This window comes from Chitinophagaceae bacterium C216 (assembly GCA_028485475.2).
In the GTDB taxonomy this organism is placed as follows: domain Bacteria; phylum Bacteroidota; class Bacteroidia; order Chitinophagales; family Chitinophagaceae; genus Niabella; species Niabella composti.
The window spans coordinates 2,108,383-2,122,720 of record CP144143.1; the positions used below are offsets into that span (position 1 = coordinate 2,108,383).

General features: G+C 39.0%; 20 protein-coding genes and 1 tRNA gene. 13 read left to right on the forward strand and 8 right to left on the reverse strand.

Going from position 1 to position 14,338, the window contains the following annotated elements:
* Nucleotides 1–124: 124 nt before the first annotated feature.
* Nucleotides 125–1,918, forward strand: a complete 1,794-nt coding sequence (gene lepA, locus PIECOFPK_RS08915) for a translation elongation factor 4 (RefSeq protein ID WP_409965644.1) — start codon at nucleotides 125–127, stop codon at nucleotides 1,916–1,918.
* Between the two features lie 115 nt (nucleotides 1,919–2,033).
* A tRNA-Leu gene (locus PIECOFPK_RS08920) sits at nucleotides 2,034–2,119 on the forward strand.
* A gap of 68 nt (nucleotides 2,120–2,187) precedes the next feature.
* Here the strand turns inward: PIECOFPK_RS08920 and PIECOFPK_RS08925 are convergent.
* Entirely contained in the window at nucleotides 2,188–2,568 is a 381-nt protein-coding gene (locus tag PIECOFPK_RS08925; protein ID WP_330975478.1) for a VOC family protein, read from the reverse strand.
* A gap of 119 nt (nucleotides 2,569–2,687) precedes the next feature.
* Complete coding sequence (locus PIECOFPK_RS08930; RefSeq protein WP_409965645.1) at nucleotides 2,688–4,100, reverse strand: PLP-dependent aminotransferase family protein; 1,413 nt, start codon at nucleotides 4,098–4,100, stop codon at nucleotides 2,688–2,690.
* Between the two features lie 95 nt (nucleotides 4,101–4,195).
* On the opposite strand from PIECOFPK_RS08930, the gene PIECOFPK_RS08935 reads away from it, so the two are divergent.
* The 3 genes from PIECOFPK_RS08935 to PIECOFPK_RS08945 all read left to right on the forward strand — a co-directional run bounded on the left by PIECOFPK_RS08935 (nucleotide 4,196) and on the right by PIECOFPK_RS08945 (nucleotide 5,690).
* The gene (locus PIECOFPK_RS08935) at nucleotides 4,196–4,705 is read left to right on the forward strand and encodes a GNAT family N-acetyltransferase (protein WP_409965646.1); all 510 of its coding nucleotides are present in this window, start codon (nucleotides 4,196–4,198) and stop codon (nucleotides 4,703–4,705) included.
* Nucleotides 4,702–5,037, forward strand: a complete 336-nt coding sequence (locus PIECOFPK_RS08940; RefSeq protein WP_409965647.1) for a GNAT family N-acetyltransferase — start codon at nucleotides 4,702–4,704, stop codon at nucleotides 5,035–5,037. Before PIECOFPK_RS08935 ends, PIECOFPK_RS08940 begins: the two co-directional genes overlap by 4 nt.
* Nucleotides 5,038–5,237: 200 nt before the next feature.
* Nucleotides 5,238–5,690 (forward strand): GNAT family N-acetyltransferase, encoded by a 453-nt coding sequence (locus PIECOFPK_RS08945; protein ID WP_330975474.1) that lies wholly within the window; start codon nucleotides 5,238–5,240, stop codon nucleotides 5,688–5,690.
* Nucleotides 5,691–5,829: 139 nt separating this feature from the next.
* On the opposite strand, the gene PIECOFPK_RS08950 is transcribed toward PIECOFPK_RS08945, so the two are convergent.
* Nucleotides 5,830–6,267, reverse strand: coding sequence for a YciI family protein (locus PIECOFPK_RS08950; protein ID WP_330975473.1), 438 nt, complete (start codon nucleotides 6,265–6,267; stop codon nucleotides 5,830–5,832).
* A gap of 59 nt (nucleotides 6,268–6,326) precedes the next feature.
* A complete protein-coding gene (locus PIECOFPK_RS08955) occupies nucleotides 6,327–6,710 on the reverse strand; it encodes a DoxX family protein (RefSeq protein WP_330975472.1) in 384 nt (127 codons plus the stop codon).
* An 86-nt stretch (nucleotides 6,711–6,796) separates the two neighbouring features.
* Between PIECOFPK_RS08955 and PIECOFPK_RS08960 the strand changes: the two genes are divergently transcribed.
* Nucleotides 6,797–7,159 (forward strand): winged helix-turn-helix transcriptional regulator, encoded by a 363-nt coding sequence (locus tag PIECOFPK_RS08960; protein ID WP_409965648.1) that lies wholly within the window; start codon nucleotides 6,797–6,799, stop codon nucleotides 7,157–7,159.
* 68 nt (nucleotides 7,160–7,227) lie between these two features.
* Here the strand turns inward: PIECOFPK_RS08960 and PIECOFPK_RS08965 are convergent, their stop codons facing one another.
* Nucleotides 7,228–7,794, reverse strand: a complete 567-nt coding sequence (locus tag PIECOFPK_RS08965) for an NAD(P)H-dependent oxidoreductase (RefSeq protein WP_409965649.1) — start codon at nucleotides 7,792–7,794, stop codon at nucleotides 7,228–7,230.
* Nucleotides 7,795–7,872: 78 nt separating this feature from the next.
* On the opposite strand from PIECOFPK_RS08965, the gene PIECOFPK_RS08970 reads away from it, so the two are divergent.
* Nucleotides 7,873–8,247 (forward strand): winged helix-turn-helix transcriptional regulator, encoded by a 375-nt coding sequence (locus PIECOFPK_RS08970; RefSeq protein WP_409965650.1) that lies wholly within the window; start codon nucleotides 7,873–7,875, stop codon nucleotides 8,245–8,247.
* Between the two features lie 199 nt (nucleotides 8,248–8,446).
* Here the strand turns inward: PIECOFPK_RS08970 and PIECOFPK_RS08975 are convergent, their stop codons facing one another.
* Complete coding sequence (locus tag PIECOFPK_RS08975) at nucleotides 8,447–8,824, reverse strand: SDR family oxidoreductase (RefSeq protein ID WP_409965651.1); 378 nt, start codon at nucleotides 8,822–8,824, stop codon at nucleotides 8,447–8,449.
* Between the two features lie 88 nt (nucleotides 8,825–8,912).
* Here PIECOFPK_RS08975 and PIECOFPK_RS08980 point away from each other — a divergent pair, with 88 nt between their 5' ends.
* From PIECOFPK_RS08980 to PIECOFPK_RS08995, 4 genes are all read left to right on the forward strand, one after another.
* A complete protein-coding gene (locus PIECOFPK_RS08980; protein WP_409965652.1) occupies nucleotides 8,913–9,308 on the forward strand; it encodes a winged helix-turn-helix transcriptional regulator in 396 nt (131 codons plus the stop codon).
* 883 nt (nucleotides 9,309–10,191) lie between these two features.
* Nucleotides 10,192–10,329: a hypothetical protein gene (locus PIECOFPK_RS08985; RefSeq protein ID WP_409965653.1), complete on the forward strand. Its 138-nt coding sequence runs from the start codon at nucleotides 10,192–10,194 to the stop codon at nucleotides 10,327–10,329.
* A 14-nt stretch (nucleotides 10,330–10,343) separates the two neighbouring features.
* Nucleotides 10,344–10,745, forward strand: coding sequence for a DJ-1/PfpI family protein (locus PIECOFPK_RS08990; RefSeq protein WP_409965654.1), 402 nt, complete (start codon nucleotides 10,344–10,346; stop codon nucleotides 10,743–10,745).
* A 135-nt stretch (nucleotides 10,746–10,880) separates the two neighbouring features.
* Complete coding sequence (locus PIECOFPK_RS08995; RefSeq protein ID WP_409965655.1) at nucleotides 10,881–11,186, forward strand: helix-turn-helix domain-containing protein; 306 nt, start codon at nucleotides 10,881–10,883, stop codon at nucleotides 11,184–11,186.
* A gap of 29 nt (nucleotides 11,187–11,215) precedes the next feature.
* Here the strand turns inward: PIECOFPK_RS08995 and PIECOFPK_RS09000 are convergent, their stop codons facing one another.
* Together PIECOFPK_RS09000 and PIECOFPK_RS09005 are read right to left on the reverse strand one after the other, a co-directional pair.
* Nucleotides 11,216–11,986, reverse strand: coding sequence for a helix-turn-helix domain-containing protein (locus PIECOFPK_RS09000; RefSeq protein WP_409965656.1), 771 nt, complete (start codon nucleotides 11,984–11,986; stop codon nucleotides 11,216–11,218).
* A 23-nt stretch (nucleotides 11,987–12,009) separates the two neighbouring features.
* On the reverse strand, nucleotides 12,010–13,002 hold the full coding sequence (locus PIECOFPK_RS09005; protein ID WP_409965657.1) for a GlxA family transcriptional regulator: 993 nt from the start codon (nucleotides 13,000–13,002) through the stop codon (nucleotides 12,010–12,012).
* 500 nt (nucleotides 13,003–13,502) lie between these two features.
* Between PIECOFPK_RS09005 and PIECOFPK_RS09010 the strand changes: the two genes are divergently transcribed.
* Both PIECOFPK_RS09010 and PIECOFPK_RS09015 read left to right on the forward strand, forming a co-directional pair.
* Nucleotides 13,503–13,712, forward strand: a complete 210-nt coding sequence (locus PIECOFPK_RS09010; RefSeq protein WP_330975470.1) for a DUF4287 domain-containing protein — start codon at nucleotides 13,503–13,505, stop codon at nucleotides 13,710–13,712.
* Nucleotides 13,713–13,761: 49 nt separating this feature from the next.
* On the forward strand, nucleotides 13,762–14,331 hold the full coding sequence (locus PIECOFPK_RS09015) for a dihydrofolate reductase family protein (RefSeq protein WP_330975469.1): 570 nt from the start codon (nucleotides 13,762–13,764) through the stop codon (nucleotides 14,329–14,331).
* Nucleotides 14,332–14,338: the final 7 nt, after the last annotated feature.

Genomic DNA, 14,338 nt, shown 5'->3' on the forward strand with positions numbered 1-14,338 from the left:
GGTAATTGTTGTCCTATTTTTTGATGATTTTTTAGTTCCGATTTCAATTAATAACAATCTGAATATCTTACCTTATACATCATAAATTCTTGTTACCTTTGCACGCCCTGCGGGATTATAGTATATGAAGCATATTAGAAATTTTTGCATAATTGCCCATATTGACCATGGTAAAAGTACCTTGGCCGATCGTTTATTGCAGTCTACCAATACTGTTAGCGACCGTGAAATGATGGATCAGGTTTTGGACGACATGGATCTAGAGCGGGAGAAAGGTATTACTATTAAAAGTCATGCCATCCAAATTAACTATCGGTCGAAAGCAGGTGAGGATTATGTGTTGAATCTGATCGATACGCCCGGCCACGTAGACTTCAGCTATGAGGTGAGCCGTGCACTGGCAGCCTGTGAGGGCGCCTTATTGTTGGTAGATGCTACTCAGGGTATTCAAGCGCAGACTATCAGCAACCTCTATCTGGCTATTGATAACGATCTGGAGATTATTCCCGTAATCAATAAGATCGATATGGACGGTGCCATGATCGAAGAGGTAAAGGATCAGATTATTGATCTTATCGGCTGTAAGCCTGAAGATATTTTGCTGGCGAGTGGACGAACCGGGCAGGGGGTTGATGAAATTCTGGAAGCTATTGTGCAAAGAATTCCACCTCCCGAGGGCGATGAAAATGCACCGCTCCAAGCACTGATTTTTGATAGTGTATTTAACAGTTTTCGCGGCATTATCGTGTATTTCCGTGTGATGAACGGAATTATACGAAAGGGTGATAAAATTAAGTTCGTTAGTACCGGTCAGGAATATGAAGCGGATGAAGTGGGTATTCTGAAGCTCAAGATGACCGAGAAAAAAGAGATAAAGGCCGGCGATGTGGGGTATATCATTACCGGTATTAAAAACGCTAAGGAAGTGAAGGTGGGGGATACCATTACAATGGCCAATAATCCCAACCCCGAAGCTATTAAAGGTTTTGAAGAGGTAAAACCGATGGTATTTGCCGGGATTTATCCTGTGAATACTGATGATTTTGAGGAATTGCGCGACTGCATGGATAAGCTGCAACTTAATGACGCTTCTCTCACTTTTGAAGTAGAAACTTCGCAGGCGTTAGGTTTCGGTTTCAGATGCGGCTTTCTCGGCATGCTGCACATGGAAATTATACAGGAGCGCTTGGAGCGAGAGTTCAATCAGACGGTGATCACTACTGTTCCTAACGTAAGCTTCCTAGCATATACTACCAAGGGCGAAACCATTGTGGTAAATAACCCGTCGGAGTTTCCTGATCCAGTGAAAACCGATCGGATCGAGGAGCCCTATATTAAAGCGCAAATCATTACCAAGCCCGAGTATATCGGTAATATTATGACGCTATGTTTGGGCAAGCGCGGCATTCTGGTAAATCAAAATTACCTGACACCCACCCGTGTAGAGCTGGTGTTTGAAATGCCGTTGACAGAGATAGTATTTGACTTTTACGATAAACTAAAATCACAGACTCGCGGTTATGCATCATTCGATTATCATCCACTAGGATACAGAGAGAGTGATATTGTGAAAATGGATATTCTGCTGAATGGTGACAAAGTAGATGCACTGAGTGCGTTGATTCACCGTAGTCGTGCGCAAGAGTTCGGACGCAAGCTTTGCGAGAAATTGAAAGAGTTATTACCGCGTCAGCAGTTCCAGATTGCAATTCAGGCGGCCATTGGCGCTAAGATTGTAGCCCGGGAAAATATTTCTGCATTACGGAAAGATGTAACCGCTAAATGTTACGGTGGAGATATCAGCCGTAAGCGGAAGCTGTTGGAAAAGCAGAAAGAAGGTAAAAAGCGGATGCGTCAGATAGGAAATGTGGAGGTGCCCCAGGAAGCTTTCTTGGCAGTACTGAAGTTGGATGATTAGTAGGTGTAAACCCGCTAAGGAATGATGTATTAGAAAAAACATTTTGCTGCTGAAAAATCATCTTTTTTATTAAATTTGCGCTCCCAAAGTTCTTAATACTTTAATCGAGTTGGTTGCCCAGGTGGTGAAATTGGTAGACACGCTACTTTGAGGTGGTAGTGCTGGTAAAACGGCGTGCTGGTTCGAATCCAGTCTTGGGCACAATAAAAACCCCTTCTGACAGAAGGGGGTTTTTATTGCAGTAGGAATGAGTATGAAGTGAACTAATATCAATCATGTACCTGACAAGCTTCCAATACATTCCCGTCTGGGTCGTAAAACATAAAATACTTGGTGTAAGCATCCTCGATAATTTCATCTGCTTTCACACCTCTGTTGACCAATTCCTGGCGTAGTGCAGCGGCATCAGGTGTTTTAAAAATAGGGTAGCTGGCTGTGTCTTTATTTACTACGATAGCTTGTTGAGTGCCCCAAATTGTAAGGCTTACACCACTTTGGGTATCTAAGACTGCTAGTTGCATGTTTGCATCCTCAAACAATACACTAAAGCCCAGCTTTTCCATGTACCATTCTTTTGAAACGGTGAAGCTGCTAACTCTTATAATAACGGTATCGATACCTTGTAGAAGGTTGTTAATAGCGTTTTGCATTTTCGAGAGTTTTGTTTTGGTATGAATACTATTGGGCTTCGAATTTATTAAAAATTAGTGTTGGATTTATATGGCAATCGCAGTTTTGTGGGATACTATGCGTCCATGGCACTAGGAGATTATTTCATCAACCCTTTCGCTAACTTTCCCAATCGCTTTAGCTTTTCTTCTATTTGCTCCGACCACCGTTGTCCATAGCTTAGGCGTAGGCAGTTGTTGAATTGGTTTTGTAGAGAGAACATTCTGCCCGGCCCAATGCTGATTTTCTGACGAATAGCTATATCGTAAAGTTCTTCGGTGTTGATATTTTTACCCAGCTCTATCCAAAGCATAAAACCTCCCTGTGGTCGACTCACTTTTGTGTCTTCAGGAAAATATTCCGATACGGCTCGTATGAATTGTAAACTGTTGGCATGCAGTTCAGCTCTTAGTTTACGCAAATGATGTTCATATCTGCCTTTTTCTAAAAAATGTGCAATGGCCTGCTGGGTGATGGTAGTTGAAGAAACGGAGTGTGTAAATTTCTGATGAATAATTTTCTCCTTAAAACGTCCGGGTGCAATCCAACCTACACGATAACCCGGTGCCAAAGTTTTGGATACGGAACTACACCATAATACCCATCCTTCCTCATCGAAAGCCTTACAGGGCTTGGGGCGACTACTTCCGAAATATAAATCACCATAAAGGTCATCTTCAATCAACGGAATGCCCTGTGTGGCTAACATTTCCACTACAGCTTTCTTGTGGTCTTCGGGCATGCAACTGCCTAAAGGATTATTGAAGTTGGATACCAAAACACATGCTTTTATTTTTTTAAGCACTTTTTTCAATGCCTCTATTTCCACTCCTGTTACAGGATGCGTAGGAAGTTCAAGTACGTGTAGTCCCAGACTTTTGGCCAGTTGTAAAATACCGAAGTAAACCGGACTTTCAACCGCAATGGTATCGCCTTTCTTTGTAACTGTCATGAGCGCAAAAGAAAGCGCATTCATGGTTCCGGCTGTTGTAACAATATCATCCTCATGCATACGTCCGTTCCAGGTGTAAGTGAGCCAAGCAATATTCTTGCGTAGCTCGATACTGCCCTGTATTTCTTCATATTCAGTACCTCCACCTTTGAGACTGCGCATGGCATGCATCAGTTCTTTATTAAGCCTAGCGATGGGTAATAATTCATTTTCCGGTACACCTAATGAGAATCGCGTGATGCTTTCATCACTGATACGCGCGTATACTTTTGCAATCAGTTTTTCCGTTGCATCTACTTCGCTAGGTCCCGAAGGCCGGCTGACCGATGGAACGGACAATCGCGAAGGTTCATAACTAACATAAAATCCTGACTGCGGACGCGAAGTAATCAATCCCTGCGCTTCTAGCTCCCAGTAGGCCTGAATTACAGTATTCAAGCTTACGCCATATTCTTTATGTAAAACCCGGAGAGAAGGCATTTTATCCCCTGTCTGAAGTGTTCCGTTTTTTATTTTTTCGGCTAAGGTAGTGGCAATCTTTCGGTATAATAATTCTTTCATTGCTTTAAACTGTATCTATCAAAAATACAAAAATTGTATCTGTATCCATATAATGTTTTTTCGTTCTTTTGTTGCTGACTTTAAATGTTGGCAGTATGCATATAAGAAATACCCTGATTTCAGAATTACCGTTGGTAGAAGCTATTTATGCAGAAGCTCGGGCCTATCAGTTACTGCAAAGTGGTTATAGCTGGCCGGTGTTTGAGCGTGCTTTTATCGAAAATGAGATATTGGAGAATAGGCATTATGTTTTAGATGATGGGCAGGGCGTGTTGGCCGCTGTATTTTCTATCGTATGGAAGGAACCGGAAATATGGAACGATACAAAAGGCAACGAAGCGATTTATCTACATCGTATGGCAATTTGCAATCAATATCGTGGTCAGCAGCTGACTCGAAAAATAATAGACTGGGCAATTGTAATGGCCCAACAGCTGCATAAAAAATTCGTACGGGTGGATACTTGGGCGCAAAACAAGCAGTTGACCAATTATTATCAGCGCTTGGGATTTCAGTGGGTGGGGCGTAGAAAGCTACCACCACAAAGTCATCTCCCGAAACACTATAATAATATTGAGGTTAATTTATTTCAAATAGTAGTATGAAACAGATTTGTGTTGAAAATTATCGGCCTGAATGGAGGCACTATTTTGCTGCTCTTAATAAAGCCTGGATTGAAAAGTTTTTTGTAATGGAGCCAGTTGATGAATATGTATTGTACCACCCCGAAGAAGCTATTCTACAAGATGGAGGAGTGATTTTATTTGCTGCATATGATCACCAAATTATAGGCACAGTGGCACTGAAGAAAATTGACGATACCACTATGGAACTGACTAAAATGGCCGTGGATGAGGCATTTCAGGGATTGGGAGCCGGTAAGCTATTATGTGAAACAGCCATTACGAAAGCCCGACAAATAGGTGTAAAAAAATAATCTTGTATACGCAAAGCTCGCTACAAACGGCGTTAGTTATTTATAGAAGATTAGGTTTTAAGGATGTTCCTATTGAAGTTGGAAAATATAAGAGGGCAGATACCAAAATGGAATTGATGCTTTCAGGTAGTGCTGTACCTAATTCCTGACAGAAAATTATATGGATGCTAGGTGTCTTTTCGTTGTAATACATAATAGTAATGGAACAAAAATATCATAAATTGGATTTAAGAGTAGGGTATGAGCAAATGGATGTGAAAGCCATTCATCATTTTCTTAGTCAGCATAGCTATTGGGCTAAAGGCATCCCGTTCGATATGGTAAAGACATCCTTAGCGCATTCTTTTTGCTTGGGATTTTTCGATAATGCTAAGCAAGTAAGCTTTGCACGTCTGGTAACGGATTATGCTACTTTTGCTTATTTATGCGATGTATATGTATTGCCTGAATACAGAGGATGCGGATTATCCAAGAAAATGATGCAGCATATCATCAAACTCGATTTTGTACAAAGGCTACGTAGAGTGATGTTGGCTACCCGGGACGCTCATGGACTTTATGCGCAATTTAGCTTTAAGGCTCCAGCCCATCCTGAAGTATATATGGCCATAGAGCGAGGATATGATGTGTATGAAGAAAAAACGGCAAATTGATATTGCGATTCATTTAGTAGCATGTGATAACTTGCCCAAATAGACTTTTCTTAATGCGGCATCTAAATAAAGTGAAATTTATAATAATAGGCTGTCCTGTTTAACCGAGACAGCCTATTCAATCATTAGCTATTGATAGTTATTCTTTAACGAAGGTCAGCGGCTGAGGGATTTCGCGCACTTCAACGGCGCCATCGTAGGGCAATACCGGTATATCTTGGGCTAGCTTTACCGCCTGGTCTATATTTTCTGCGCGAATTACAACCTGACTCACTACGCGTCGATTGTCGGATAGCACTGATTCTTTCTTGATGTTTTTAGCGGAGCCGGTAACAGTATAACCTTCCCCTGGAAAAGCAAAACTGAACACATAGATTCCCTTAGCTTTCCAGTCATCTATCAATGCTTGCCACTGGGGAAATGCTTTCGCTGCAATTTCCGTACTATAGGAGAGTGGCACTCTTACCAATAAACTAAAATGTTTCATGGGCTGATGATTTTGGTGGGTTTGTGCGAATGATACATAGGGAATTAACAAACCTATGCTGAACAGTAATGCAAAATGGAGTGTCTTCATACAACGATTAAGTTTTACAGCAAAGTTCCCTTTAAAATTCTTTCTTGCATTGTAAAAAATCATTGATTTTGGGCCAGTATAATACGAAAACCTTTGGTAGTAGCTAATACTATGGGAATTAGAATGCACATCCAGAGCGATTGTTGATAGTGATGGTATTCATTATGTGCCATGTGCGTAGTAAAAGCTCCTATGGCGAAGGGTAACAATAATAATGCGCCTATGCTTTTCCAACGAGCATTTTTGATGCCATATAGCATAAATAGTACACCTAGAACTTCGGCTATACCTATAGCGAGTGTCCAAGGAACGTTAAAGCCCATTTCGTCCATTGCTTGGACCATTGTATTTTCAAGTATTACTTTGCGTAAACCTGCATATCCGAAAATAATAACTACTGCAGCAAATGCTATCCAATGAATAAATACTGTTGATTTCCTCATATTCTTAATATTTTTGACAAAGGTATTTTAGGCAGTTGGCCTTTTTTAAAACAGAGAAATTTGTAGGAATTGGAAAAGCATTCATTATGGCCTATTCAGTAAAAACATCCTCGACCAATTTTCAAAATAAGACCCATCTCAAAGAGTTTTGCAGCATTTTTAAGGCGCTGGATTTCATTGGTGGTAGATGGAAGGTAAATATTCTGGCCTATCTATTTGAGCACGATTCGCTGCGTTTTAAAGAATTAAAACGTCTATTGGAGGGGATTTCAGAGCGGATGCTTTCGGCAAAGTTGAAAGAGCTGGAAAGCGACGGACTGATAACCAAGGAAACTTTTCCAGAGGTGCCACCGAGGGTAGAATATAAACTCACCGAATTTGGTAGAACATTACGCCCCGTTCTAGAATCGCTTAATGAATGGGGAAAAGCTACTAACAGTAGTAAATAACCTATTGCGCTTTGCACGGAATGCGCAATAGGTGGGCGCCATGCGAAAATTTTCAAGATAAGTTAGCATTATTTTTCCTGCGAGTGCATTTCATCAACTAGCTGAAGTTGGTGTATTATGCGTTCGGCGTGTTGATACGCAACCTTAATTATTGATTTTTTTGAATATCCCGCAGCCAGAGAGGTTTCGTAGGAATATATAGGTTCAATGTAATGCATCTGTGTGTAATAAGCGATTTGTTCTAGTTGCTTGCAGTATTCGTATATTCGGAAATGTTGAAAGCCTAACGCAGAGTAGCTTTCTTTTGAAGAGCCTACAGTAAAACTTGGAATGAGATTCTTTCCTTTCAGTTTATCTCCCTCGTTGCCATAGGCAAAACTATATTCAAATACTTCATCAATCCAATGTTTAAGAATGGCCAGCATGCTGTACCAATAAAATGGATATTGCAATATGATGTTTTGATACTTGAGGAGGTTTTCCTGCTCTGCTTTAATATCAATCTGGTAATCGGGGTATAATTCGTGAATATTCCGAATATCAAGAGGTACACCGCTTTCCTTGAGGGCTTCCACAATGGTTTTGTTAGCGATGGACTGGTCAAATTTGGGATGTGCTAAGATCATTAAATTCATACTATAAAAATTTTAGTTGCAAAACTATTTTTAGTTATCTAAGTTTGCAATAACTATCTAAAACAATAGGTATAAATAATGAAGAAAATTGAATGCCTTAGTCCCTTTGTAAGATTAAAAGGTAAGACATATCCCTGTACAGTAAGTTTAACCATGGATTTGGTGGGCGGAAAGTGGAAGGCTGTGATATTGTATCATTTAAAGGATGGTTCCAAGCGTTATAGTGAGCTTCACAGGGAAATGCCTTCTGTGACTGAGATGACATTGAGTTTGCAACTAAAGCAGTTGGAAAAAGACGGATTGGTGAAAAGAAAGGTTTATGGAAAGAAACCGCCTATTCGCGTGGAATATAGTCTCACAGAATTGGGAGAAAGTTTTGTACCCATTTTGGAGGCAATTACAGAGTGGGGTAATCAGGTGGTGGTGAATTATGGATCGTTTGTTGAATCGTAGAAATTGGTGGTTATAATAAGCACTAACTGCATTTGTGATAAACAATAAAAGCCATTTCAAGATTGAAATAGCTTTCTTAAAACGGAACTACTAATCTGCGCTTATAGGTATCGTACTCCTCCAATTCAAGGATGTTGTTTGTATATAACGGTGCGACGCAAACTCTGGCTACCTTTTCCTAGAGACGGTTGAATGATTCTCAGCTTATAATCGGGTTTACCTCAGGGAAGACTGATCTGTAAAAATGTATGAGAATCGATTTGTCAGACTTTTTAATACCGTTTTTTATTATTGCATTGATATAATTTTCTTGAACGGTTTTCGAAAATTCATAGTAGTCATCAGCCATAAAATTGGGTGGCACCATTGTAAAAACAGCATCTACATTTTTGAAACTGTCTTCTACAAAGACGGTATCGAGAAGTGAGCCAATCAAAGGTGTGACGCCCAATTGTTTTATGACATCTACCTTGTTTTTATCGGAGCTTATAACATTTACATTGTGACCTCCTTTTACAAGTTGCGTAACTAATGCGCGACTAACATTTCCTAAAGAGCCTGTTACTGTAATTCTCATTTTTATTGTTTTTTAATTTTGACAAAACTATTATCATACTTACTTTTGTACAAGTACTTACCCTATGATAGGCATAAATAATATTTCTATGACATCAGTAAAAGAATCATCTGTAATTCAAGAAAATAAAGCTAACGCTTTCAATAATTGTCCTGTAACTTTCGTTGTAGCGTTAATCGGGGGATATTGGAAGCCGATCATTCTTTTTAGTTTGCTTACAGGAAGAAAAAGATATAGTGAATTGAAAAAGTCCATTCCGACCATTACAGAGAAAGTATTAATTCAACAATTAAAGCAGTTGGAGAAGGAGGGGCTTATTATCAGAAAATCGAAACCGGTGGTTCCTCCCTATGTAACCTATGAATTGTCTAAGAAAGGAGCTGACCTTAGACCCGTGCTTTATGAAATGGCTGTTTGGGCATCAAAGTACGGTGGTGCAGCTTCAAGAGCGTTTAAGAAAAAGCTTGCTAACTTTCCCGGATAATGATAATCTATATATGCTATTGAGAGACTTACAGAGACACTAGGTTTTTACTGTTATCCTTTAGATTCCCAAAGAAGACTTATTTTATAGAGGTATTGATAAATGTTTTTATAGCATTTATAGCTTCAACTGTGTCTTGAGATGTAATATCATCTATTAACCATACGTGAGTTTGATGAGTAAAAACTTTTAAGACGATAGCTTTCTGAACGGTTTTAGCGTATTCGTAGAAATGAACGGATACCGCTTTGATAACCGCAACTTATCATCATAATGATTACTATTGCTGATATGATTTTTTTTCATTAGGAGTCTCATTAAGGATGCTTATTTAAGATGATATTTAACCCTTTTTGTAAATATTGTGTCCAGGATCGTGAGCATGATGGGTAACACTCCGCCGATGTTGTTAACTCGTCATGTATAAATGAGATTTTTGTTAGATTATTCTCTTGTGATATTTCGAAAATTAGTTGGTTCCCTGTCCATTCATCACTTTTCTTTATGTAGCTGAAATTACTTTCGGTTACCAGCTAGACGATTCTTTGATTAGGTATTAGTGCTACTAATTTTTGTTTTGAATAGTGCACGCCATTGCTGCATGAAAGCTAAATTCACTATTGAGTTTATCTGTTGGGCCTTTAATTTCTTCATTAAAGAATCCCGTCCACCAAGATTTCGCATCAAGAATGAGTGGAAAAACTTGTTGTGTAGTAGGTTCGAGAACAAGATGTAGTTGAAGTTAGATTTTTCCATACAAGAGGGATTTGTTCGTTTAGACACAAAATTATTGTCTGTATTTAACCTTTAAGATGTGTGTTTCAGACATTGTGGCGGGGTGTTTGAGACAATATCATTTACTAACTTTATCAAAAGAAATCTTATGAAGCACATCTCTGTTTTAATTCCTCAGGAAGAGAATAATCTAAGTAGTATTGTGGGCTCATATAAAATGTTAACTCGTGCCAATGCTATCTGGAGCCAAAAGCAAGGAACAATGCCCTATAAAGTTGAGTTGTAGGTACCGGTGAAGTGATGGAGTTTTTTGGAGGCTTATTTACCGCTAAGCCTCATAAGAGTATTACACACATTAATAAAACAGACTTGATAATTATTCCATCGCTGAATCATAATTGTCAAACGGCAATAGAGCAAAATGGAGATTTGATTGATTGGATTGAAAAACAATATAGAAATGGGGCTGAGGTTGCCAGTATCTGTACCGGTGCTTTTTTACTGGCTGCCTCAGGGCTATTAGATAATAGAGTTTGTTCTACACATTGGTCTTTTGCTGGTATTTTTAAGGAAATATTTCGAAGAGTTAAATTGCAGGTGGATAGGCTCATAACTGATGAAGGGGGTATTTATACTAATGGTGGGGCTTATTCTTTTTTGAACCTTCTCCTATATTTAGTAGAAAAGTATTTTGACAGATAAACTGCTATTTTTTGTTCTAAGATTTTCCAAATTGAAATAGATAGAAATGATCAGTGGGCCTTTATTATTTTTTCAGGACAGAAATCTCATGGAGATCATGTTATTCTGCAAGCCCAGGATTATATAGAAAACAATATGCATGAAAAATTATCGATTGATAAATTAGCTTCACAACTTGCTATTGGAAGGAGAAACTTTGACAGAAGATTTGTGAAGGCCACCGGTAATACTCCTATGGAGTATTTACAAAGAGTAAGAATAGAAGCTGCAAAAAAGTCTTTAGAATCCAGTAGAAGAACGATTAATGAAATAATGTATGAGGTAGGGTACAACGATATAAAGGCTTTTCGGGATGTCTTTAAAAGGGTAACAGGATTATCTCCTTTTGAATATAGATTAAAGTTTAACAAGGACTTTTCCAGATTATCTCAAAGAGTTTAAGATAATATTTGTAACTGTCACAAACCGCACTACCAGAACTTTGTTCCAGTACTGATTTTCCCGGGGGCGATACTTGTAAGCTGCTTAATATCTTTTGTGAAATGTGCTTGATCATAATAGCCAAGTTCCAATGCAGTATCTAGTATATTACGAGGCGATTGTTGGAGTTGTTGGACAGTATGCCTCATGCGTATGATTCGTGCGTATTGTTTAGGAGCTGCGCCAACATATTTTCTAAATTTCTTTTCAAAGGCATCTTGACTGATATATAATTTTTGTATAAGTTCCCGAATCCTAATATTACCATGGGTGATATTGATTTCTCGAACTGCTTCTTGTATTCGCGGATCCCATTTTTTCGGTTTTAAATAAAGTACTAAAAACTGTTCGATAATCTTAACGCGCTCCTTATTAGAAGGAGCGGAGGCCAATTGTTCCTGTATAGACATTAATGCGGATGCTGGGAAGAAGTTTTCTAGCGAGAGGGTAACGGCTAGGAGTTCGTGGAGTGGAATATTGATGAAATGTAAAATACCGAAGGGCTTAAAAGTAATAATCAGGGCTGCTGTGTTAGGTAGGTATTCAATCTTCCGAAGGGTAGGAGTTATTCCTGTTACTATTGCAGGATCAAGTGTTTGAGGCAAGGGTGTATGTCTGTATGCGAACTGTCCGCGATATCGTATCGCTATAGTCGGTGAAGCATTAGGCAGTATATAATTGATATTGCCTTCAGCACTTTCGATAAATCGATACGATTGAATAAAATCGCTTAGTGTCGATGAGGGTAAATATTCTGTCATATTTATTGTCTTCATAGACATTCTCAGTTAGCGAATGAAAATAGCTTATTATATAGCTGCTTATATTCAATAGGTGTAAGGCCGGTAATTTTTTTGAATGCGATTCGAAAAGCTTTTAAATCGGTATAACCTACTTCAAACATTACCTCTTTAATACTCATTCTACTTGATTCGAAAAGGCGTTTTGCGGCTTCTATTTTCACACGTTGTATATATTCAAGAACGGTATTGTTTGTAGCAGCCTTAAATCGGCGTTCCAGGCTGCGGCGGCCCAATGCATATTGTTGGGCTAAGTCTTCTACTATAAGGCGTTGATCCACATGTTGCTCAATATATTCCTGTATTTCTCTTATGGAGTCGTCCTGATGTTCCTTCTGACCCTGGAAGATGCTATAGGCTAACTGACTTTCGCGATTTAAGCCAATAGCAAAATATTTAGCCACAAGTACGCTAAGCTCTCGGTTGGTATATTTCTCAATGAGATGCAATAGCAAATTCCAGTAAAAATGAGCCCCACCGCTTGAATAGATACCTTTCTCTTCCGTTACAATATGTCCGTTTTGAACATGTACTTCAGGATATCGATGCTGTAGCAGATTTTGAAAATTCCAGTGTGTAGAGCAACGTTTCCCGTTTAGCAAGCCTGTTTCTGCCAACAGAAAAGCACCTAAACATAGAGCTGCAATTTCTGCACCACGCTGATATTGTTGTATAATCCACGGAATAAACGCTCTATTCAGCTCGATGGCTTTATTCAAATCGCCAGATAGGGCAGGGATAATAATCAGATCCGTTTTCCTTACATCTTGAATTAACTTATTAGTATGAATGGTATACGTACCGTCATACTGCTTCACATTATTTTTAAGTCCTACCAATTCGGTTATGAAATAAGGCTTCTTGCCTTGTTCCGTTAGAAAGCGATTTACGGTGTCAAAACAGTATTTGGGATCCGCTATGGCCTGTATGACCGCAGACTGGGGCACAAGAATGCTTACATGCTTCATATTTGCCATAACTTATATTAATTGAAGGTAAAGTTAGGAGAAATGTCGCAAAATGCCCCAATTATGTCATTTACGTACCTCATGTTGCATACTGGACAGTAGTAGTTTTGATTGAAAATTTAAACCATGGAATGACGGGCAGTTTCTCAACCCGTTTAGAGGGTTGATAAATTATAAAATAGATTATTTGCCGGTTTTTAATTTTGGGCGGACTTATGAAATTGATGATGCACCCCAAGTCTGTGAAAAGATCCATTGCTCTTGGTCTTCCCGAATCTGTTTGGGGCCCTCTAGATTTATATCTCTTTATCGCCACTATTTTATGTTTATTGAAGTGGCTGTATGGTGTCTGTGTATGTTATTAGCATATTAGGTAGGTGCTGTGATGGTACAAGTGGTGAGCGGTGAAGGGGCATATCTTTTCTAGTTGTGTTTGCAATACTGATGGTAGCAGCTGAGTTTTTCGAAATATAAATTTTAGAAGTTTCGCACTAAAAAACAATTAGCATATGTCTTTTGAAGCATATATTGATAACATCAAGAAGAAAACAGGAAGTACCCCTGAGGCTTTTAAAGAAGGGATGGAAGCTGATGGCACATTTAGTCCTCAGATGAAAGCTTCTATTTTGTGTAGATGGTTGGCCGAACACTACCAGTTGGGACATGGGCATGTCATGGCCATTTGGAAATATTTTAAAGCAAAAGGATGGATTGTATAGATGAATAAATAATTTCGAGCATTACAAAACCTTTTTAAATTACAAGTAAATGAGAAAATTAGTATTGCAAACCCAATGTACCATTAATGGTTTTATTGGAGGTGTTAATGGAGAAATGGATTGGGTGACTTTTGCCTGGACTCCAGATATCATAGCCTATGTAACGGAACTTACCAACTCAATGGATACTATTCTGCTGGGTCGCAAACTGGCCGAAGGCTTTATCCCGCATTGGGCAAGTGTAGCTGCAGATCCCAATAACCCCGAATATGAGGCCGGTAAGATTTTTACAGAAACTCCAAAAATTGTTTTTTCGAGAACCTTAACGGAGTCGCCTTGGGATAATACCACTATAGCTAAAGCCGATTTAGTTCAAGAAGTAAATGAGCTAAAACAACAGGATGGAAAAAATATCATAGCATATGGTGGAGCGGGCTTTGTATCTTCTTTAATTGCGCATGATTTAATAGACGAATATCATCTCTTTATCAATCCTGCTGCCATAAGCTCGGGGCTTTCTATTTTCGGAGCATTGAATGCCCTCAAGCATTTTCAACTAGCCGATGCCATAAAATTTGAATGTGGTATAGCTGTTTTAAAGTATCAGCCAAGCCGATAAATAAATT